The following is a 21,273-nucleotide window of genomic DNA, read 5'->3' as shown; positions in this document are numbered from 1 at the left end:
GTGGTCCCCGAACACTGTCGTGCGCACCACATCCCTGCGCGTGAGGGGCACCGATGCTCGCTGCTCTCGGCTTCCTGACGATCGGCCTGATCCTGGTCCTGCTCCTGTGGAACCGGGCGGCGGCCGTCGTCGCGCTCGTCGGGGTCCCGCTGGTCGCCGCGCTGGCCGCCGGCTTCTCCCCCGGGGAGATCGGCGACTTCGTGGGCGAGGGCCTCGAGGGCGTCGTCGGCGTCGCGACCATGTTCGTCTTCGCGATCGTCTTCTTCGGGGTGATGCGGGACGCCGGGCTCTTCGACCCGGTCATCCGGCGTCTGGTGGGCGCGGCGGGCAGCGCGCCGGTCGGTGTCTGTGTCGCCACGACCGCGCTGGCCTGCGTCGTGCACCTCGACGGCGCCGGCGCGACGACCTTCCTCATCGCGGTGCCCGCGATGCTCCCGGTGTTCGACCGGCTCGGCATGAGCCGTCTCGTCCTCACGGCCTGCGTCGGACTCGGCGCCGGCGTGATGAACCTGCTGCCGTGGGGCGGGCCGACCGCCCGCGCCGCGACGGTGGTGCAGGCGGACGCCACCGAGCTGTGGGTGCCGTTGATCCCCGCCCAGATCGCGGGTGTCGTCGCCGCGCTCGGCGTCGCGGCCTTCCTGGGGCTACGGGAGCGCCGACGGCTGGCCCTGGCCAACGGGGTGAGCCCGGGCGACGATCCGGGCGGGTCCGGGGGCTCCTCCGGGGACGCGCGCTCGGGGACGGCCACCGAGATCCCGCACCCGGCGGACACCGACCCGGCCGGACCGTCGTCCGCCGGCCCGGAGGCCGCGGCGTCGAGCACCGCACCAGGTGGCCTCGCCACCGCCGCGCGCCCCTCCGACGCGGAGGACCTCACCCGTCCGCGGCTGCGGTGGGTCAACGCCGGGCTCACCCTGCTCGTGCTGGTCGCCCTCGTGCTGGGGCTCGCGTCGCCGGAGACCGTGTTCCTGGCCGCGGCCGTCCTCGCCCTGCTGATCAACTACCGCGGGCTGCACGTCCAGACGGCGCGCATCCAGGCGCACGCGCAGGGCGCGATGCTCATGGCGACGACGCTGCTGGCCGCCGGGGTGCTGCTGGGCGTCCTCGACGGCACCGGCATGGTGGCCGCGATGGCCGGCACGCTCGCCGGCGCGGTGCCCGCCGGGCTCGCGCCCGCCCTCCCGCTCGTCGTAGGTGTCCTCGGGGTCCCGCTGAGCCTGCTCTTCGGGCCCGACGCCTACTACTTCGGCGTGCTGCCGGTGCTCGTCGAGGTCGGCAACCAGGTCGGCGTGAACGGGCTCGACCTGGCCCGGGCGTCGCTGCTCGGAGAGGAGACCGTCGGCTTCCCGATCAGCCCGCTCACCGGCGCGTTCTACCTCCTCGTCGGGCTCGGCGGGGTCGAGATCGGGCGGCACATCCGCGCCCTGCTCGGCTGGGCGTGGCTGGTCTCGCTCGTCATGCTCGCCGTCGCGGCCCTGACCGGCGCGGTGGCCCTGTGGTGACGGGTCCTGAGGTGACACCGGGCGGCACGCCGACGCTGCGCCTCGGTGCGGGGGCGGGCTACGCGGGGGACCGGGTCGACCCGGCCGTCGACCTGGCGCGGCGGGGGCGGCTCGACCACCTCGTCTTCGAGTGCCTCGGCGAGCGGACCATCGCGGCCGCCCATGCCCGCCGCGCGGGCAGCGCCGACGCGACGGCCGGGATCGACCCTCTCTGGGCGCGGCGCGTCCGCGCCGTCCTCGCGCCGTGCCGGGCGGCGGGGACGCGGATCGTCAGCAACGCGGGGGCCGCGGACCCCCCGGCCGCCGCCGACGTCACCCGCGCGGTCGCCCGCGAGCTCGGGTTGGCCGGAGTGCGGGTCGCCGCGGTCACCGGCGACGACGTCCTCGCCGCGGTCCGCCGCGCCGACCCCGTGGTCTGGGAGACCGGCCGGAAGCTCTCCGAGCACCCGGAGACCCTGGTCGCCGCCAACGCCTACCTCGGCGCGGAGCCCATCGTCACCGCGCTCGCCGAGGGCGCGGACGTCGTGGTGACGGGACGTGTCGCGGACCCCGCGCTCTACCTCGGGCCGCTCGTGCACGCCTTCGGGTGGTCGCTGACCGGCGATCCCGGTCTCCTGGGCCGCGGGACGGCCGTGGGGCACCTCCTCGAGTGCGCCGGCCAGCTCACCGGCGGCTACTTCGCCGACCCCGTGACGAAACCGGTCCCCCGCCTCGCCGAGCTGGGCTTTCCGTACGCCGACGTGGCGCCGGACGGATCGGCGGTGCTGGGCAAGCTCGCCGGGACCGGTGGCCTCCTGGACGTCGCCACCGCCACCGAGCAGCTGCTCTACGAGGTCGGCGACCCGTCCGCCTACGTGACGCCCGACGTCGTCGCCGACTTCTCGTCGGTACACCTCGAGCAGGACGGTCCGGACCGTGTCCGGGTCGGTGGTGCGTCGGGGTCCGAGCGGCCCGGGTCCCTCAAGGTCACCCTCGGGTTCCGCGAGGGATGGGAGGGCGAGGGCCAGATCAGCTACGCCGGCCCGCGGGCACTGGAACGCGCGCGGCTGGCGGCCGACGTCGTCGTGTCCCGGCTCGACCGGGTCCACGGGATCGGTGCCGACGACGTCCATGTCGAGTACGTCGGCGCGGGGGCGGCGTTCCGCGGTCTCGCCGGGCCGGGCGAGCCGCTCGAGGTGCGGGTGCGCGTCGTCGCGCGCACCCCCGACCCCGAGACCGCCGAGGCGGTCGGGTGGGAGGTGGAGTCGCTGTACACCAACGGGCCCGCCGGCGGGGGCGGCGCGCGGCGTGGGGCACGCGAGGTCGTGGCCGTGCGGTCGTGCCTGCTCGACCGCCGCGACGTCCGTCCCGAGGTCAGCGTGCGGGAGGCCTGAGGTGCTCGTCGACGACATCGCCCACGTCCGCGCCGGGGACAAGGGCGACACGCTCATCCTCGCCCTGCGCGCCCGGGAGGAGGGCGGCTTCGCGAGGCTCCGGGACGCGGTGACCCCCGAGCGGGTGGCTCGGCACTTCGGGGACGCGCTCACCGGGCCGGTCGAGCTGCGCGAGGTCCCGGCACTGGGGGCGCTCGTGCTCGTGCTGCCCGGGGCCCTGGGCGGCGGGGTGACCGGCTCGCCCACGCTCGACGGGCACGGCAAGACGCTCGGCTACCACCTGCTCGCGATGCCGATCGACGATCCCGCGGGGTGAGGGCCGGGCACCGGGACCCGGGGTCAGGCCTCCAGGGCCCGGCGCCAGCTCTCCGCGACCAGCGCGCCGACGCGGTCGGTGTCCACGGCGTCCGGCGTGAGCCGGTGCTGCATGCCGCTCCCGCGCAGCTGGCCCAGGACGGCCACGGCGACCGCGTGCGCGTCGACGTCCGGAGCGTCACCACGGGGGCGGGCGAGGAGACCGTGTGCGTACGTGCTCGTCGTGGGCGTGCACTTCCTCGCGTTCGCCCGGTGGTGGCCGATGAGCGGGCGGCCCTTCGCGCTGCTCGCCGCGGTCCTGGTGCCGCTCGCCCTCGCCGGGGGCGCGGTCGGGATCGTGGGCGGGGCGGGGTCGGCGCCGCTCGCGGCGTTCGTCGCCGGCGTCGGGGCCGGGGCGGTCATGCTCGGCGGGACCACGGCGGGCGCGGTGCGGGCGCTGCGGCACCCGACCGGAGGTCAGAGCGAGCGCACCGCGCCCGTCGCGCCCGAGGTGACGAGCTTCGCGTAGGCGCGCAGCGCGCTGGTCAGCGGCCGGTGGCGCTCGGAGACGGGCTGCCACGGGCGCTCCGAGGCCTCCATCTTCGCGCGGCGCTCGGCCAGCACCTCGTCGTCGACGAGCAGCTCGATCCGCCGGGCGTCGACGTCGAGGAGGATCTCGTCGCCGTCCTGCACGAGCGCGATCGCGCCGCCCGCGGCCGCCTCGGGGGAGACGTGGCCGACAGAGATCCCGCTCGAGCCGCCCGAGAACCGTCCGTCGGTGACCAGGGCGCACACCGCGCCGAGGCCCGCGCCCTTGAGGAACGCGGTGGGGTGGAGCATCTCCTGCATGCCGGGCCCGCCCGCCGGGCCCTCGTAGCGCACCACCAGCACGTCGCCGGGCTGCACCTGCTTGCCCAGGATGACCGACACGGCCTCCTCCTGGCTCTCCACCACCCGGGCCGGGCCGCGGAAGAGCCGACCGTCCTCGGGCAGGCCGGCGCTCTTGATGACCGCGCCGTCGGGGGAGAGGTTGCCCCGCAGCACGGCGAGCCCGCCGTCGGCGGAGAACGCGTGCTCGACGTCGCGGATCACGCCGGTGGCGGCGTCGGTGTCGAGCGACGACCAGCGGTTGGTGGTCGAGAACGGCTCGACGGTGCGCACTCCACCGGGCGCGGCGTGGAAGAGCTCGACGGCCACGGCCGAGGGCGCGACGCCGCGGATGTCCCACGCGCCCAGCCACTGCTCCAGCGACGGGGCGTGGACGGCGTGCACGTCGCGGTGCAGCAGCCCCCCGCGGTCGAGCTCGCCGAGGATCGCGGGGATGCCGCCGGCGCGGTGCACGTCCTCCATGTGGTGGCTGGAGTTCGGCGCGACCTTCGACACGCACGGCACCCGCCGGCTCACCGCGTCGACGTCGGCGAGCGAGAAGTCCAGCTCGGCCTCGTGGGCGGCGGCGAGGATGTGCAGCACGGTGTTCGTCGAGCCGCCCATGGCGACGTCGAGGGCCATCGCGTTCTCGAACGCGTGCTTGCTCGCGACGTTCCGCGGCAGCACCGAGGCGTCGTCCTCGGAGTAGTACCGCCGGGCCAGGTCGACGACGGTGCGCCCGGCCTGCAGGAACAGCTCGCGCCGCGCGGCGTGCGTGGCCAGCGTCGAGCCGTTGCCGGGCAGCGAGAGCCCCAGCGCCTCGGTGAGGCAGTTCATCGAGTTGGCGGTGAACATGCCCGAGCACGACCCGCAGGTGGGGCAGGCCGACCGCTCGACCTCGGTCAGGCCGTCGTCGCTGACCTGCGAGGACGCCGAGGCGGAGATCGCGGTGATGAGGTCGGTGGGCGCCTGGGCGACACCGTCGACGACGACCGCCTTGCCCGCCTCCATCGGCCCGCCGGAGACGAACACCGTCGGGATGTTCAGCCGCAGGGCGGCATTGAGCATGCCCGGCGTGATCTTGTCGCAGTTCGAGATGCACACCAGCGCGTCGACCGCGTGGCCCTGGACCATGTGCTCGACGGCGTCCGCGATCACCTCGCGGCTGGGCAGCGAGTGCAGCATCCCCCCGTGGCCCATGGCGATGCCGTCGTCCACCGCGATGGTGTGGAACTCGCGCGCGATCCCGCCGGCCTCGCGCACCGCGCCCGCCACCAGCTCGCCCAGCTCCTTGAGGTGCACGTGCCCCGGCACGAACTGGGTGTAGGAGTTGGCGATCGCGACGAGCGGCTTGCCGAAGTCGGAGTCGGTGAGACCGGTGGCGCGCCAGAGGGCGCGAGCCCCGGCGGCGTTGCGGCCCTGGGTGGTGACGCGTGAGCGCAGCGGCGGCACGGGTGACCTCGCAGGAAGGTGATCAGTGGTGGGCTGGCCGCGAGGTTACGCCCGCTTCTCGGCACCCTCGTCCGGAGTCTCGCCGGAGCGCTCCTGTGCCTCCTGCTGCTCCTGTGCCTCCCGCAGGCGGGCGATCCGCAGCCGGGTGGCCTCGAGCTCGCGCTGGTGCTCGCGGGCCGCCTCGACCTCCTCGGGGGTGGGCATGGTGATGCGCCCGCCGCTGGCCTGGGCGATGCGGCCGAGGTCGCGGGCGCGCACCCCGGTGAGGGCCAGCTCGTCGTCGTCCCCGCGCACCGCGCGCACCCACCCGCGCGGGACCACCCGCAGCGTCGCCAGCTCGCTCCACGGCAGCCGCCGCGACCCCAGGGCCGAGACGACACGCAGCTCGTCGACGTCGACGACCGTGCGCGTGCGGATGACCCACCACGCCAGCGCGAGGGGCAGGAGGAACATCAGGAACCACGGTCCGCCCAGGAAGGCGATCGGCGAGACCCCGATGGCCACGACCCCGACCGCCACCAGGGCGGGCAGGGGCACCGCCCGGAAGGTGGCGGGGTGCGCCGCCGGTGGGGGCTCCGGCGGGGATGCCGCCGACGTCGCCGTCTCCTCGCTCGTCACCCCACGATGGTGCCACCAGCGCAACGTCGGGGGCGGTTTGACGGCGCGACGCGACGCCGCATACTCTCGCGGCGTGATCCAGCGGCGAATTCTCGTACTCCCGGGGCGCGTCAGCGCCTGACGGGCTCGCGGATCACTCCGCGCCCGCCGCGAGTACCTGCTGACGCGCCTGCCCTCCCCGCCTCGAGGCGGTGGGGGCTTTTTCTTGTTCGGCTTCATGTCCGGCCCACGTTCCGCACCCGGAATCGACCACTCGAGGCACACACCCGATGACCAGCGCCAGACCCACCGCGCCCCCCGGTACCCCGGGGCCCGCGGCGAACGGCACCCGGCGTCCCGCGCCGCGCGCCGGCGTCCCCAGCGAGCAGCAGGACACCGCCCTGCAGGCGCCGCTGCGCCCCGACGCCCCCCGTCCGACCCACGTCGACCCCGAGCCCGCCACCGGCGCCCAGTCGCTGGTCCGCGCGCTCGAGGCCGTCGGCTGCGAGGTCGTCTTCGGCATCCCCGGCGGCGCGATCCTCCCGGCCTACGACCCGCTGTTCGACTCGACGCTCCTGCGCCACGTCCTCGTGCGCCACGAGCAGGGCGCGGGCCACGCGGCGACCGGGTACGCGCAGGCCACGGGCCGGGTCGGTGTCTGCATCGCCACCTCCGGCCCGGGCGCCACCAACCTGGTGACCCCGCTGGCCGACGCGATGCTCGACTCGGTGCCGGTCGTCGCGATCACCGGGCAGGTGGGGCGCAAGCTCATCGGCACCGACGCGTTCCAGGAAGCCGACATCTGCGGCATCACGCTGCCGATCACCAAGCACAACATGCTGGTGACCGACCCGGCGGACATCCCCCGGGCGATCACCGAGGCGTTCCACATCGCCTCCACCGGGCGTCCCGGCCCGGTCCTGGTCGACCTGCCCAAGGACGTCCTGCAGGCCCAGACCACCTTCAGCTGGCCGGTCGAGACCCGGCTGCCCGGCTACCGGCCGACCACCCGGCCGCACTCCAAGCAGATCCGGGAGGCCGCCCGCCTGATCGGCGAGGCGCGTCGTCCCGTCCTCTACGTCGGCGGCGGTGTGATCAAGGCCGAGGCCTCCACCGAGCTCGCGGACCTCGCCGACGAGACCGGCGCGCCCGTGGTCACCACCCTCATGGCCCGCGGCGCCTTCCCCGACGGCCACCGCCAGAACCTGGGGATGCCGGGCATGCACGGCACCGTCGCCGCCGTGGCGGCGATGCAGAAGGCCGACCTGCTGGTCGCGCTGGGCGCACGGTTCGACGACCGCGTCACCGGCGACCTGTCGACGTTCGCCCCCGAGGCGAAGATCGTCCACGCCGACATCGACCCGGCGGAGATCGGCAAGAACCGGCCGGCCGACGTCCCGATCGTCGGCGACGCGCGGGAGGTCATCACCGAGCTCACGTCGGCGCTGCGCGGCGCCCGGGACGGCCGCGACGCCCGCCACGAGCGATTGCGGCCCTGGTGGGAGCAGCTCGAGACCTGGCGGCAGACGTTCCCGCTCGGCTACGACGACCCGGCCGACGGGACGTTGTCGCCGGAGTACGTGATCGAGCGGATCGGGGCGATCGCCGGCCCGGACGCGATCTACGCGGCGGGCGTCGGCCAGCACCAGATGTGGGCCGCGCAGTTCATCTCCTACGAGAAGCCGCGCACGTGGCTCAACTCCGGCGGTGCCGGGACGATGGGCTACGGCGTGCCCGCGGCGATGGGCGCCAAGGTCGGCTGCCCCGACACCACCGTGTGGTGCATCGACGGCGACGGCTGCTTCCAGATGACCAACCAGGAGCTCGCGACCTGCGCGATCGAGGGCATCCCGATCAAGGTCGCGGTCATCAACAACGGCAACCTCGGCATGGTCCGCCAGTGGCAGACCCTGTTCTACGAGGAGCGCTACTCGAACACCGAGCTCGGCACGCACAAGCACCGCGTGCCCGACTTCGTGATGCTCGCGGAGGCGCTCGGCTGCGAGGGCCTGCGCTGCGAGTCGAAGGACGACGTCGACCGCGTCGTCCAGCAGGCGATGTCGATCAACGACCGCCCGGTGGTCATCGACTTCACCGTCGGCGCCGACGCGCAGGTCTGGCCGATGGTCGCGGCCGGCACCGGCAACGACCAGATCATGGCCGCCCGCAACATCCGGCCGTTGTTCGACGACCCCGAGGCCGTCCAGGCCGACGAGGTCTCCCGCGCCGACCACCCCGTCGACGGTGAGGAGCCGGCCCGGTGACCCACCACACCCTGTCGGTCCTCGTCGAGGACAAGCCCGGCGTGCTGGCCCGTATCTCGGGCCTGTTCTCCCGCCGCGGCTACAACATCCAGTCGCTGGCCGTGGGCCCCACCGAGGAGGAGGGGATCTCGCGCATGACGATCTGCGTGACCGTCGACGAGTTCCCCCTCGAGCAGGTCACGAAGCAGCTCAACAAGCTCGTGCACGTCATCAAGATCGTCGAGCTGGAGCCGACGACGTCGGTGCAGCGCGAGCTCGTGATGATGAAGGTGCGCGCGGACGCGAGCGTGCGCTCGCAGGTCCTCGAGGTCACGCAGATGTTCCGCGCCAAGGTCGTCGACGTCTCGCCGGAGGCGGTCACGGTCGAGGCGACGGGCACCGAGGACAAGCTCGCCGCGCTGCGGCGCATGCTCGAGCCCTACGGCATCCGCGAGATCGTGCAGTCGGGGATGGTGGCGCTGGCCCGCGGGCCGCGCTCCATCGCTGCGCACCACCGCTAGATTGCCGTTCCCGTCAGTCGTTCCCGGAAGGAAGTAGTCCCGCATCATGAGTGCCCCGGACAACGGCAGTAGCCCCACGACAGGGAATGCTGCTGTGTTCTACGACGCCGACGCCGACCTCTCGATCATCCAGGGGCGCAAGGTCGCCGTCATCGGCTACGGCAGCCAGGGCCACGCCCACGCGTTGTCGCTGCGCGACTCGGGCGTCGACGTGCGGGTGGGCCTGCCGGAGTCGTCGAAGAGCCGCGCGACCGCGCAGGAGGAGGGCCTGCGGGTCGTCACGCCCGCCGAGGCGGCCGCCGAGGCCGACGTCATCATGATCCTGGCGCCGGACACGAAGCAGCGGTTCATCTACGCCGACGACATCGCGCCGAACCTCGAGTCGGGCAACGCGATCTTCTTCGGCCACGGCTTCAACATCCGTTACGGCCTCATCGAGCCGCCGAAGGACGTCGACGTGGCCATGGTGGCGCCGAAGGGCCCGGGCCACCTGGTGCGCCGCCAGTTCGTCGACGGCAAGGGCGTGCCGTGCCTCATCGCGGTCGAGCAGGACGCGACGGGCGGGGCCCAGGCGCTCGCGCTGTCCTACGCCGCGGCCATCGGCGGCGCGCGGGCCGGCGTCATCAGGACCACGTTCACCGAGGAGACCGAGACCGACCTCTTCGGCGAGCAGGCCGTGCTCTGCGGCGGCACGTCGGCGCTCGTCCAGGCCGGGTTCGAGACGCTGGTCGAGGCCGGCTACCAGCCCGAGATCGCCTACTTCGAGTGCCTCCACGAGCTCAAGCTGATCGTCGACCTGATGTACGAGAACGGCATCTGGGGCCAGCGGTACTCGATCAGCGACACCGCCGAGTACGGCGACCTCACCCGCGGGCCGCGCATCGTCAACAACGCGGTCAAGGAGGAGATGCGCAAGATCCTGGGCGAGATCCAGGACGGCACCTTCGCCCGCGAGTGGGTGGCCGAGGACGACAACGGCCGTCCGAACTTCACCAAGCTCGAGGAGGAGGGCAAGGCCCACCAGATCGAGCAGGTCGGGGCCAAGCTGCGTGGCCTCATGCCGTGGATGGCGCGCCCGACCACCTAGTCGAGGGTCGTCTCGTCCCCGCAGCGAACGGGTATCTCGTGCGCATAGACGCAGCGAGATACCCGTTCGCTGCCACGGATCCGGCAGCCCCAGGCATGTGAATCGGTTCACGAGCTGTCGGTAGGATCGCCACGGTGCGGGCACGATGACCCGCGAGCACGTCGGCGTGTGATCTCGGTAGGTGCAGGGCTCGTCGGCGTGACCGACCGACCGCCGACCTTCGGGGAGCGAACGCCCGTGACCAGTCCCGCCGCCACCAAGCCCGTCGTGCTGATGGCCGAGAAGCTCGCGCCGTCGACGCTGGAGGTGTTCGGCGACGAGGTCGAGATCCGCACCGTCGACGGCACCGACCGCGCCGCTCTGCTCGACGCCGTCGGAGGAGCGGACGCGCTGCTCGTCCGCTCGGCGACGCAGGTCGACGCCGAGGTCTTCGGCGCCGCCAAGCAGCTGACCGTCGTCGGTCGCGCCGGCGTCGGCCTCGACAACGTCGACGTCCCCGCGGCCACCGCGGCGGGGGTCATGGTGGTCAACGCCCCGGTCTCGAACATCGTCTCCGCCGCCGAGCACGCGCTGGCCCTGCTGCTGGCCACCGCGCGGCACATCCCGCAGGCCGACGCGAGCCTGCGCGCCGGCAAGTGGGAGCGCAGCAAGCTCTCCGGCGTCGAGATCCAGGGCAAGACCGTGGGCGTCATCGGCCTCGGCAAGATCGGGCAGCTGTTCGCCAGCCGGATCGCCGCGTTCGGCACCCATGTCATCGCCTACGACCCGTACCTGCCGCAGGCGCGCGCCACGCAGCTCGGCATCGAGCTCGTCGAGCTCGACGAGCTGTTGCGCCGCAGCGACATGATGACCATCCACCTGCCGAAGACCCCGGAGACCCAGGGCCTCATCGGCAAGGAGGCGCTGGCCAGGACCAAGCCGGGCGTCATCATCGTCAACGCCGCTCGCGGCGGGCTGGTGGACGAGGACGCGCTGGCCGAGGCCGTGCGCTCGGGCCACGTCGCCGGCGCCGGCGTCGACGTCTTCGTCACCGAGCCCACCACCTCGAGCCCGCTGTTCGAGCTCCCGCAGGTCACCGTCACGCCGCACCTGGGCGCCTCCACCGCCGAGGCCCAGGACCGCGCCGGCACCGACGTCGCGCACTCGGTGCTCGCGGGCCTGCGCGGCGACTTCGTCCCCGACGCCGTCAACGTCTCGGGCGGCGCGGTCGGCGAGGAGGTCCGGCCGTGGCTCGGGATCACCCAGAAGCTCGGCACCCTCCTGTCGGACCTGGTCGGCGCCCCCAGCGAGCTGCAGGTCCAGGTGCGCGGCGAGCTGGCGAACGAGGACGTCTCGGTGCTCTCGCTGGCCGCGCTGCGCGGTGTGTTCGGCGAGGTCGTCGACGAGCCGGTCACGTTCGTCAACGCCCCGGCACTGGCCGAGGAGCGCGGCGTCACCGCGACCGTCGAGACGGCCAGCGAGAGCCCGAACCACCGCAGCCTGGTGACCCTGCGCGCGGTGCGCGACGGCGAGGCCGTGACCGTGTCGGGCACGCTGACCGGCGCGGACGAGGTCGAGAAGCTCGTCGAGATCAACGGCCGCAGCTTCGACCTGCGCGCCGAGGGCCACGTCCTGCTCTTCGAGTACTCCGACCGCCCCGGCGCGATGGGCACCGTCGGCACCATGCTCGGCGAGTCGAACGTCAACATCGAGGCCGCCCAGCTCTCCCAGCTGCGCGACCGCGCCTCCTCGATCATGCTGCTGCGCGTCGACCAGGCCGTCGCCCCCGAGGTCCTCGAGCCGATCGGCGAGGCGCTCGGCGCCCGGACGACCCGGTTGATCAGCTTCGGCTAATCGTGGTTGCCCCGGCGGGGAGGGCGGGCGCGCCCCACACCCCGCCGGGCGCAGCAACCCCGACCGAGGGCGCGTTCCTACGATCCGGCGATCCGGTTCCGTGATCGACCGACACGCCTAGTAGTCTCCGCGGGTCGGCCCCGGTCACCCCGTCGCGGGGCGACCCGCTCGTGGAGGTTGTTGCGGATGCGGCTCGCGGTGGTGCCCGGCGACGGCATCGGTCCCGAGGTCGTCGGCGAAGCGCTGAAGGTGCTCGACGAGGTCGCCCCGTCGGTCGAGACGACGCAGTACGACCTGGGCGCGGCCCGGTGGCACTCGACGGGTGAGCTCCTGCCCGAGTCCGTGCTCTCCGAGCTGCGCGAGCACGACGCGATCCTGCTCGGCGCGGTCGGCGACCCCTCGGTGCCCAGCGGCATCCTCGAGCGCGGCCTGCTGCTGCGCCTGCGCTTCGAGCTCGACCACCACGTCAACCTCCGTCCGGCCCGGCTCTACCCCGGTGTGCGCGGGCCGCTGTCCGGCGCTTCGGAGATCGACCTCGTCGTGGTGCGCGAGGGCACCGAGGGCCCGTACGCGGGCACCGGCGGGCTGCTGCGCAAGGACACGCCGCAGGAGATCGCCACCGAGGTCAGCGTCAACACCGCGTTCGGGGTCGAGCGCGTGGTGCGCGACGCGTTCGCGCGCGCCGCCGCGCGCCCGCGGCGCAAGCTGACGCTGGTGCACAAGACCAACGTGCTGACCCACGCCGGGTCGCTGTGGTCGCGCGTGGTCGAGGAGGTCTCCCTCGAGCACCCCGACGTCTCGGTGGACTACCAGCACGTCGACTCGACGACGATCCACCTCGTCACCGACCCGTCGCGCTACGACGTGATCGTCACCGACAACCTCTTCGGCGACATCCTCACCGACCTCGCCGCGGCCGTGACCGGCGGCATCGGCCTGGCGGCGTCGGGCAACCTCGACGTCTCGCGCGCCAACCCGAGCATGTTCGAGCCGGTCCACGGCTCGGCGCCGGACATCGCCGGCAAGGGCATCGCGGACCCGACGGCCGCGATCCTGTCGGTGGCGCTGCTGCTCGACCACCTGGGCGAGCCCGAGCTGGCCCGGCGCGTCGAGGCCGCGGTGGCCTTCGACCTCGCGACGCGCGACCACGCCAACCCGGGCGGCACCCACGCGGTCGGCGACCGCCTCGCCGCTCTTGTGTCCTCGGCCGCGGGCACCCGCACCCCCGTCTGACGCGGGAGCGGTGCCGCGGGCGCGCCGCGACCGTCGCCGGGGGATAGGGTCCGGCGCCGTGCGCCTCGCCCGGATCGCCCATGCCGAGGGCGTCTCGTTCGCCGCCCTGCAGTCGCCCACCACCGCGGGCGGTGAGCCGGAGGCCGGGGACGTCTGCGCGGAGATCGCCGAGCACCCGTTCGGCGACCCCACCTTCACCGGCCGGACATGGCCGCTGGCCGACGTGCGGCTGCTCGCGCCGATCCTGCCGACCAAGATCGTCTGCATCGGCAAGAACTACGCCGACCACGTCAGCGAGATGGGTGGCGAGACCCCGCCCGCGCCGCTGATCTTCATGAAGCCCTCGACCACCGTCATCGGGCCGGGCCTGCCGATCCAGATGCCTCCGGACTCGCAGCGCGTCGACTACGAGGGCGAGCTCGCCGTCGTCATCGGCATGCCGTGCCGTGACGTGCCCGAGGCGCGCGCCCGTGACGTGGTGCTCGGCTACACCGTCGCGAACGACGTCACCGCCCGCGACCTGCAGCAGGCCGACGGGCAGTGGACCCGCGCCAAGGGCTACGACTCGTTCTGCCCGCTCGGGCCGTGGATCGAGACGACGATCGACCCGGGAGACCTCGCGATCCGTACCGAGCTCGACGGCGAGGTCCGCCAGGAGTCGCGCACCCACCTGCTGCTGCACCCCGTCGAGGAGCTCATCGCCTACATCTCCCGGGTGATGACGCTCCTGCCCGGCGACGTCATCCTCACCGGCACCCCCGCGGGCGTCGGACCGATGGCCGACGGCCAGCAGGTGAGCGTCACCGTCGAGGGCATCGGCACCCTGACCAACCCGGTGCGCGCCCGCTAGCCGGTCGGCGCCCCGTACCCTGGACGGGATCGATCCGGAGAGGGGTACGCGCAGGTGGTGGACACAGGACCGGGAGGAGGTCCGGAGCCGGACTGGGTGTCACGGATGGCCGACGAGGTGATCGAGGCCGCCGAGCGCCGCAGTCCCGGCAGACCGATCGTCTGCGCGTCCGGCCTGAGCCCCTCCGGTCCGATCCACCTGGGCAACCTGCGCGAGGTCATGACCCCGCACCTCGTCGCCGACGAGATCCGACGCCGCGGCCACGCCGTCGAGCACCTGGTCTCCTGGGACGACTACGACCGCTTCCGCCGGGTGCCCGCCGGCATCGACCCGGCGTGGGCCGAGCACGTCGGCAAGCCTCTCTCGGAGGTCCCGGCGCCCACGGGTAGCCCCTTCGCGAACTGGGCCGAGCACTTCAAGGCGCCGATGATCGCCGCGCTCACCGACCTCGGCGTGCCCTACCGCGGCATCAGCCAGAGCGAGATGTACACCTCCGGCGCCTACCGCGACCAGGTGCTGCTGGCCATGCGCGAGCGGGCCCGCATCGACACGATCCTCGGCCGCTTCCGGACGAAGAAGAAGCACGTCCCGGAGAACGACGACGAGGACGGGGCGGACGAGGACCGGGTGGCGGGCCGCGAGTACTACCCGTTCAAGCCCTACTGCGGGGCCTGCGGGCGCGACGACACGACGATCACCGCTTACGACGACGACACGACGGAGATGACCTACACCTGCGCGTGCGGGTCCTCCGAGACGGTGCTGCTGCGCGACTTCACGCGCGGCAAGCTCGTGTGGAAGGTCGACTGGCCCATGCGGTGGGCCTACGAGGGCGTGCACTTCGAGCCCTCGGGCGTCGACCACTCCTCGCCCGGCTCGTCGTACCAGGTGGGCGGCCTGATCGTCGACGAGGTGTTCGGCGGCGAGGCCCCGATCGGGCCGATGTATGCGTTCGTGGGCATCACCGGCCAGGCGAAGATGTCCAGCTCCCGCGGGTCGGTGCCGACGCCGGGCGACGCGTTGGAGATCCTCGAGGTGCCGGTGCTGCGCTGGCTGTTCGCCCGCCGGCGGCCCAACCAGGCCATCAAGGTGGCGTTCGACCAGGAGCTCCACCGGCTCTACGACGAGTGGGACGCCCTCGAGCGCAAGGTCGCCGCCGGGACGGCCGGCGGGATCGAGGTCACGGGACACGTCCGTGCGGTCACCACGGCGGAGGGCGACCTGCCGCGCACCGCGCAGCCGGTCGCCTACCGGACCCTGGCGTCGGTCGTCGACATCACCGCGGGCGACCCGGCCCAGCTCGAGCGGATCCTCGCCGGCCTGGACGCCACGCCCGACGGTGCCCGACCGCGGCTGGACAAGGCGGCGCACTGGGTCGCGTCGTACATGCCCGACGAGGCGCACACCCGGCTGCGCTCCGAGCCCGACACCGAGTTCCTCGCCGGTCTCGACGACCAGGAGCGCGAGGCCGTCGCGATGCTGCGTGACCACCTCACCGACGACTGGTCGCTGGACGGCCTCACCACGCTCGTCTACGGCGTGCCCAAGAAGCAGGCGGGCCTCCCGCTGGACGTCAAGCCCACCGACGAGCTCAAGGCCGCCCAGCGACGTTTCTTCGTCGTCGTCTACCGGCTGCTGGTGGGCGCCGACACCGGCCCGCGCCTGCCCACGCTGCTCCTGGCCGCGGGCCCCGAGCGCGTGCGGTACCTGCTGGGCGGGCCGGCGCCGGTCAGCTGAACAGGCCGCCGAGCACGCCGCCCTCCTGCTGCTGACCACCACCGTGGCCGCCGACGGCGCCGGGCGGGGCCTCCTCGGAGGGCTGCACGATGACGAACCCGCGCCCGGAGAAGCCGAGGGTGAAGGCCTCCCCGGTGGTGCGGCCCATCAACGTGCCGAGGCCGAAGGAATCGGCGCGGTGCACGCCGACCTGCAGGCCGGCCGACCACGCGACGGTCGCCTGGGGGTCGGCGTAGGTCGGCTGGTCGACGTCGAGCACCACCGGCGTGCCCTTGCACGTGATCGCCAGCCGGCCGCGCCCGGTGAACACGCAGTTGAACATGCCTGCGCCCGAGGCCACGCCGGCCCCCTGCACCATGTGGATGTCGTAGGACAGGCTCGGCTCGAAGGCCAGCACGTTCGCGCCGTTGATCGACAGGGCGTCCTGCGGGCCCTCGAGGTCGATGAGGTGGACATCCGCGGCGGCGTCGGCGAGGAACACGTCGCCGCGGCCCGAGACCTTCATCAGCGGCACGCCCTCGCCGGTGAACTTCTGCTTGAGGAACTTGCCGAGGCCGCCCGAGCCCTTGGCCTCGAACTGCACCTGGCCCTGGTAGGCCACCATCGCGCCCTGCCGGGCCATGCACTCGCCGTTGAGCTCGATCTTGAGCATCTTCGAGTTCTGCAGCCGCAGGCCCGGCTGGGCGGACTCCTGTTCCTGGTTCTCGGGAGCGAACAGGTTGCTGCGCATCGGGGTCTCCTCGTGACTCTCGGTGCTCATCAGGGGGCGAACGCGGAGAGATCATCCTCTCGGCGAACACGAAGAGTCAACGAACCGCGGGCGTGCCCGGTTCCCCGCGCGGCGCACGCGGCAGGGCACGATCCGGGCGTGGCCGACACCGATCCCGCCCTCCCGCTCGCCGGCGTGCTCGTGGTGGCCTGCGAGCAGGCCGTCGCCGCCCCGCTGGCGACCCGGCACCTCGCCGACCTGGGCGCGCGGGTCATCAAGGTCGAGCGCCCGGGCGGCGGGGACTTCGCCCGCGACTACGACACCGTGGTCGGCGGGCTCTCCAGCCACTTCGTCTGGCTCAACCGCGGCAAGGAGAGCGTGGTCCTCGACCTCAAGGTCCCCGACGCGCTCGCCGCCCTGCGCTGGATCGTCGCCCGCGCCGACGTCTTCGTGCAGAACCTCGCGCCCGGCGCCGCCGAGCGCCTCGGGCTGGGTGCGGCCGAGCTGCGCGCCGCGCACCCCCGGCTCGTCACCTGCGCGATCTCGGGCTACGGGGCGACCGGGCCCTACCGCGACGCCAAGGCCTACGACCTGCTCGTGCAGGCCGAGGCGGGCCTGGTCTCGGTCACCGGCACCGAGGAGCACCCGGCCAAGGCCGGTATCCCGGCCGCCGACATCGGCGCGGGCATGTACGCCTTCTCCGGCGTCCTCGCCGCCCTCTACCGCCGCGAGCGCACGGGGGAGGGGACGGCGATCGAGGTCAGCCTGTTCGACGCGCTCACCGAGTGGATGGGCTTCCCGCTCACCTACGCGGCCGGGTCGGGGCGGGCGCCGGTGCGCGCGGGCACGGCGCACCCGGCGATCGCGCCGTACGGCGCGTTCACCACGGGCGACGGTAGCGAGGTGGTGCTGGCCGTCCAGAACGAGCGGGAGTGGCAGCGCTTCTGCGCCGAGGTCCTGGGCGACCCGGCCCTGGCCGCCGACTCCCGCTTCGCCACCGGCTCCGCCCGCGTCGAGCACCGGGACGAGCTGCACGCGGCCGTCGACGCGGTGCTCGGCGGCCTGACCGGCGACGCGGTGCTCGCCCGCCTGGCCGCTGCGGGCATCGCCCGCGCGCGGCGGCGCGACCTCGTCGGTGACGACGGCGTCCTCGCCCACCCGCAGCACGCGGCGCGGGGCCGGGTCACCACGGTGGGCTCGCCGGTCGGGCCCGTGCCCGCGATGCTCCCGCCGCTCGGGTTCGCGGGCGGCACAGCCCGGATGGACCCGATCCCCGACGTCGGTGAGCACACCGCGGCGGTGCTCGCCGAGTTCGGGGTACAGGGGCTGGGTGACCGCTGACCTCGCCGGACCCGGCCAGCCCCACCCGGCCGGGTGGCGGGCCCACACCCACGTCCACCGCTTCACCGTCGCGGCGCCCCGCGAGCGGGTCTGGGCGTGGCTGTGCGACCCGGCCACGTTCACCGACACGCAGGTCGGCCCGTTCCGCGTCGAGTTCCTCGGCGGCGGCTTCGAGACCGGCGTCCTCACCACCCACCACGGGCCGTTGCTGCACCTGCCCGGCGTCCTGGGCGAGATCCGTGACGGCGAGTACCGCGACCTGCAGTACCTCTACGGTGCGTTCGCGGTGTCCTTCCGGCTGCTGCGGCCCACCCGCCTGCAGTTCCGGCTCAACGACGCCGCCGACGCTCCCGCCGGCACCGCGGTCGAGCTGCAGATCGACGCCCACGTGCGCCCGGTGTTCCTGCGCCCGTGGGAACTCGCGCAGCGTCTGTTCTGGCGCCGCTTCGAGACCTGGGCCCGCCGCAGCGTGGAGGTCAGCCGCCAGCCGACGTGACCGCCGGTGTGATCGCCACAGCCAGGGCGAGGTCGTCCGAGCGTGCCGCGGCGTCACCGTTGACCGAGCCCTCGCTGCCCTCGGTCATCGACACCGCGAGCACCTCGTCGGCGATGGTGCCGGCGTGGGCGCGCACGGCCTCGGCCACGTCGGCGCGCTCGGCGGCCCAGGTGAGCGCGATGCGGTCGGACACCTCGAGGCCGCGGGTCTTGCGGGCCTCCTGGACGACGCGCACGACGTCGCGGGCGAGCCCCGCGGCACGCAGCTCATCGGTCAGCTCGGTGTCCAGGCCCACGGACAGGCCGCCCTCGGAGCGCACCGCCCAGCCCTCGCGCGGCGTCTCCTCGACCAGGATCTCGTCGCCGGAGAGCACGATCTCCTCGCCGTCGACGACCACGGTGAGCTCGCCGTCGACCGGGGTCGCCGTCGTGCTCCTGACGGCCTCGGCCACGACCGGGGTCCGCTTGCCGAAGCGCTTGCCCAGCGCCCGGAAGTTCGGCTTCACGGTGACCTCGACCAGGTCCGAGCCGGCCGACTCGACCCGCCCGACGTTGAGCTCCTCGGCGATCTCGGTGAGCAGGGCTTCTTCGAGATCACCGAACCCGGGCGCCGACACGACGGCGCGGGCCAGCGGCTGGCGGGTGCGCACGCCGCTGGCGGCCCGGGTGGCGCGGCCGAGCTCGACGATCCGCTGCACGAGGGCCATGCGCCCGGCGAGCCCGGCGTCGAGCGCCGCCTCGTCGACCTCCGGCCAGTCGGCGAGGTGCACCGAGTCGGGCGCGCCGTCGACGACGTCACCCTCGAGCAGCGTCCAGAGATAGTCGCTGGTGAACGGGGTGAACGGCGCCATCAGCCGGGACAGCGTCTCGACGCACGTGTGCAGCGTGGCCAGGGCCTCGGGCTCGCCGTGCCAGAAGCGGCGTCGTGACCGGCGCACGTACCAGTTGGACAGCCCGTCGACGAACGCGGTGATCGCCCGGCCGGCGCTCGAGGAGTCGAAGTCGTCGAGCGCGCGGGTGACCTCGCGGACGCACGCCGCCAGCTCGCCGAGCACCCAGCGGTCCATCGGGTGGTCGCTCTCCGCCGGCTCGCCGGTGGGACGCCAGCCCGAGGCGTTCGCGTACGTGACCAGGAACGAGGCGGTGTTCCAGTACGTCAGCAGGACCTTGCGGACGATCTCGCGCAGGGTCTCGTGGCCGACGCGGCGGTCGACCCACGGCGAGCCCTGGGCGAGCATCAGCCAGCGGACCGCGTCCGCGCCGTGGGACTCGAAGAGCTCGAACGGGTCGAGCACGTTGCCCAGGTGCTTGGACATCTTGCGGCCCTGCTCGTCGAGCAGCAGGCCCAGGCACACGACGTTCTCGTAGGACGACCGGTCGAACACCAGCGTGCCCACGGCCATCAGCGAGTAGAACCAGCCGCGGGTCTGGTCGATGGCCTCGCAGATGTACTGCGCGGGGTAGGCCTGCTCGAAGTCGGCCTCGTGGTGGTGCGGCGCGCCCCACTGGGCGAACGGCATGGCACCCGAGTCGTACCAGACGTCGATGACGTCGGAGACGCGGCGCATCGTGCCCGTGCCGCTCGGGGCCGGGAAGGTGACCTCGTCGACGAACGGGCGGTGCGGGTCGAGGTCGGCGAGGTCGCGGCCCACGTACCCGCCGAGCTCGGCGAGCGAGCCGACGCACACCATCTCCGACGGGTCGGCGTCGTTGCGCCAGATCGGCAGCGGTGTGCCCCAGTAGCGGTTGCGCGAGAGCGCCCAGTCGACGTTGTTCTCGAGCCACCCGCCGTAGCGGCCGTGCTTGATGTGCGGCGGGTACCAGTTCGTCCGCTCGTTCTCCTCGAGCAGCCGGTCGCGCACCGCGGTGGTGCGGATGAACCACGACGGCAGCGCGTAGTAGATCAGCGGCGTGTGGCAGCGCCAGCAGTGCGGATAGGAGTGCTCGTAGTCCTCGCCGCGGAAGAGCACGGTCCGGCTGCGCAGGTCGTCGACCAGCGCACGGTCGGCGTCCTTGAAGAACGCGCCGCCGATGAGCGGCAGGTCGGCCTCGAAGCGCCCGTCGCGCCCGATCGGGTTGATGATGTCGAGACCCTCGGCGCGGCAGACCGCGTAGTCCTCGGCGCCGAAGGCCGGGGACATGTGCACGAGGCCCGTGCCGGCGTCGGTGGTGACATGGTCGCCGTGCACGACGCGGTGCGGGTCGCCGCTCCCGAAGCGTGCGATGTCGATGAGCTCGAACGGCCGCTGGTAGTGGCTGCCGAGCAGGTCGGCTCCGGTGAGGCGGTCGATGACCTCCGCGCCCTCGCCGAGGACGGACAGCAGGTCCTCGGCGACCACGAGGTCGGGGTGGGTGGGGGAGGCGTCCGCCGGGCGCGCCCGGACGTAGACGATGTCCCGGGCGACGGCGACGGCGGTGTTGGACGGCAGGGTCCAGGGGGTCGTCGTCCAGACCAGGAGGTCGGCGCCCGTGGCCCCGTCCCCCGTCGCTGCGCTCGCCCCCCACGGACCGTCGAGCAGCGGGAACCGGACGTACACCGAGGGGTCGACGACGTCCTCGTATCCCAGCGCGACCTCGTGGTCCGAGAGCGGCGTCTCGTCGCGCGGGCAGTACGGGGTGACGCGGTGGTCCTCGACCAGGAGGCCGTCGTCGAAGATCTTCTTGAGCGACCACCAGACGCTCTCGACGTAGCGCGGGGCCATCGTCATGTAGGCCTCGTCGAGGTCGACCCAGTACCCCATGCGCTCGGTCATGGCCGCGAAGGCGGAGACGTTGCGCAGCGCCGACTCGCGGCACCTCGCGTTGAACTCGGCGATGCCGTAGGTCTCGATGTCGGCCTTGCCGCTGAAGCCGAGCTCCTTCTCCACGGCGAGCTCGACGGGCAGGCCGTGGCAGTCCCAGCCGGCACGCCGCGGCACGTGGTAGCCACGCATCGTCTTGAACCGCGGGAACAGGTCCTTGAACGCGCGGGCCTCGACGTGGTGGGTGCCGGGCTGGCCGTTGGCGGTCGGCGGGCCCTCGTAGAAGATCCACGGCTCGCCGCCGGCCGTGCGCTCGAGGCTGCGACGGAACACGTCGCGCTCGGACCAGCGGGCGAGGACCTCGCGCTCGACGGCGGGCAGGTCCACGCTCGCGGGGA

Annotated in this window: 18 protein-coding genes; 13 read left to right on the top strand and 5 right to left on the bottom strand. The window is 73.5% G+C overall.

Going from position 1 to position 21,273, the window contains the following annotated elements:
• Positions 1 to 53 precede the first annotated feature (53 nt).
• Genes C8D89_RS02415 through C8D89_RS02405 form a run of 3 tightly spaced genes read left to right on the top strand, consistent with a single transcriptional unit; the run spans position 54 to position 3,191 of the window.
• Positions 54 to 1,502: a CitMHS family transporter gene (locus tag C8D89_RS02415; RefSeq protein ID WP_116706437.1), complete on the top strand. Its 1,449-nt coding sequence runs from the start codon at positions 54 to 56 to the stop codon at positions 1,500 to 1,502.
• A complete protein-coding gene (locus tag C8D89_RS02410) occupies positions 1,499 to 2,875 on the top strand; it encodes an acyclic terpene utilization AtuA family protein (RefSeq protein WP_243417734.1) in 1,377 nt (458 codons plus the stop codon). Before C8D89_RS02415 ends, C8D89_RS02410 begins: the two co-directional genes overlap by 4 nt.
• A 1-nt stretch (position 2,876) precedes the next feature.
• Positions 2,877 to 3,191 (top strand): AtuA-related protein, encoded by a 315-nt coding sequence (locus tag C8D89_RS02405; RefSeq protein ID WP_116706436.1) that lies wholly within the window; start codon positions 2,877 to 2,879, stop codon positions 3,189 to 3,191.
• 23 nt (positions 3,192 to 3,214) lie between these two features.
• Here the strand turns inward: C8D89_RS02405 and C8D89_RS30675 are convergent, their stop codons facing one another.
• Entirely contained in the window at positions 3,215 to 3,337 is a 123-nt protein-coding gene (locus tag C8D89_RS30675; RefSeq protein ID WP_279323349.1) for a hypothetical protein, read from the bottom strand.
• A gap of 67 nt (positions 3,338 to 3,404) precedes the next feature.
• On the opposite strand from C8D89_RS30675, the gene C8D89_RS28975 reads away from it, so the two are divergent.
• Complete coding sequence (locus C8D89_RS28975; protein WP_165825507.1) at positions 3,405 to 3,698, top strand: hypothetical protein; 294 nt, start codon at positions 3,405 to 3,407, stop codon at positions 3,696 to 3,698.
• Here the strand turns inward: C8D89_RS28975 and ilvD are convergent.
• Both ilvD and C8D89_RS02390 read right to left on the bottom strand, forming a co-directional pair.
• A complete protein-coding gene (ilvD, locus tag C8D89_RS02395) occupies positions 3,647 to 5,488 on the bottom strand; it encodes a dihydroxy-acid dehydratase (RefSeq protein WP_116706434.1) in 1,842 nt (613 codons plus the stop codon). The two genes, C8D89_RS28975 and ilvD, sit on opposite strands and share 52 nt — an antisense overlap.
• Positions 5,489 to 5,533: 45 nt before the next feature.
• Positions 5,534 to 6,106, bottom strand: coding sequence for a PH domain-containing protein (locus C8D89_RS02390; protein ID WP_116706433.1), 573 nt, complete (start codon positions 6,104 to 6,106; stop codon positions 5,534 to 5,536).
• A 269-nt stretch (positions 6,107 to 6,375) separates the two neighbouring features.
• Here C8D89_RS02390 and C8D89_RS02385 point away from each other — a divergent pair, with 269 nt between their 5' ends.
• From C8D89_RS02385 to lysS, 7 genes are all read left to right on the top strand, one after another.
• Positions 6,376 to 8,349 (top strand): acetolactate synthase large subunit, encoded by a 1,974-nt coding sequence (locus C8D89_RS02385; protein ID WP_116706432.1) that lies wholly within the window; start codon positions 6,376 to 6,378, stop codon positions 8,347 to 8,349.
• A complete protein-coding gene (gene ilvN / locus C8D89_RS02380; RefSeq protein WP_116706431.1) occupies positions 8,346 to 8,849 on the top strand; it encodes an acetolactate synthase small subunit in 504 nt (167 codons plus the stop codon). Before C8D89_RS02385 ends, ilvN begins: the two co-directional genes overlap by 4 nt.
• Positions 8,850 to 8,895: 46 nt before the next feature.
• Positions 8,896 to 9,936, top strand: coding sequence for a ketol-acid reductoisomerase (gene ilvC, locus C8D89_RS02375; RefSeq protein ID WP_116706430.1), 1,041 nt, complete (start codon positions 8,896 to 8,898; stop codon positions 9,934 to 9,936).
• 273 nt (positions 9,937 to 10,209) lie between these two features.
• Positions 10,210 to 11,769, top strand: coding sequence for a phosphoglycerate dehydrogenase (gene serA, locus C8D89_RS02370; RefSeq protein WP_243417849.1), 1,560 nt, complete (start codon positions 10,210 to 10,212; stop codon positions 11,767 to 11,769).
• A gap of 186 nt (positions 11,770 to 11,955) precedes the next feature.
• The gene (locus C8D89_RS02365; RefSeq protein WP_116706429.1) at positions 11,956 to 13,002 is read left to right on the top strand and encodes a 3-isopropylmalate dehydrogenase; all 1,047 of its coding nucleotides are present in this window, start codon (positions 11,956 to 11,958) and stop codon (positions 13,000 to 13,002) included.
• Positions 13,003 to 13,060: 58 nt separating this feature from the next.
• Positions 13,061 to 13,852, top strand: coding sequence for a fumarylacetoacetate hydrolase family protein (locus C8D89_RS02360; RefSeq protein WP_116706428.1), 792 nt, complete (start codon positions 13,061 to 13,063; stop codon positions 13,850 to 13,852).
• A gap of 54 nt (positions 13,853 to 13,906) precedes the next feature.
• Complete coding sequence (lysS, locus tag C8D89_RS02355; protein WP_341477298.1) at positions 13,907 to 15,589, top strand: lysine--tRNA ligase; 1,683 nt, start codon at positions 13,907 to 13,909, stop codon at positions 15,587 to 15,589.
• Here the strand turns inward: lysS and C8D89_RS02350 are convergent.
• Positions 15,582 to 16,319 (bottom strand): AIM24 family protein, encoded by a 738-nt coding sequence (locus C8D89_RS02350; RefSeq protein ID WP_116706874.1) that lies wholly within the window; start codon positions 16,317 to 16,319, stop codon positions 15,582 to 15,584. The two genes, lysS and C8D89_RS02350, sit on opposite strands and share 8 nt — an antisense overlap.
• Before the next feature lie 138 nt (positions 16,320 to 16,457).
• Here C8D89_RS02350 and C8D89_RS02345 point away from each other — a divergent pair, with 138 nt between their 5' ends.
• The gene (locus C8D89_RS02345; protein ID WP_116706426.1) at positions 16,458 to 17,639 is read left to right on the top strand and encodes a CaiB/BaiF CoA transferase family protein; all 1,182 of its coding nucleotides are present in this window, start codon (positions 16,458 to 16,460) and stop codon (positions 17,637 to 17,639) included.
• Positions 17,629 to 18,135 carry an SRPBCC family protein gene (locus C8D89_RS02340; protein ID WP_116706425.1) on the top strand — a complete coding sequence of 169 codons (507 nt, stop codon included), beginning with the start codon at positions 17,629 to 17,631 and terminating at the stop codon, positions 18,133 to 18,135. The genes C8D89_RS02345 and C8D89_RS02340 overlap by 11 nt, the downstream gene beginning before the upstream one ends.
• Here the strand turns inward: C8D89_RS02340 and ileS are convergent.
• A complete protein-coding gene (gene ileS, locus C8D89_RS02335) occupies positions 18,116 to 21,262 on the bottom strand; it encodes an isoleucine--tRNA ligase (RefSeq protein ID WP_243417732.1) in 3,147 nt (1,048 codons plus the stop codon). The two genes, C8D89_RS02340 and ileS, sit on opposite strands and share 20 nt — an antisense overlap.
• Positions 21,263 to 21,273 lie beyond the last annotated feature (11 nt).

The sequence above is a fragment of the Actinomycetospora cinnamomea genome (assembly GCF_003096675.1).
Lineage (GTDB): Bacteria > Actinomycetota > Actinomycetes > Mycobacteriales > Pseudonocardiaceae > Actinomycetospora > Actinomycetospora cinnamomea.
This window is presented reverse-complemented; position numbering and strand designations above follow the sequence as displayed.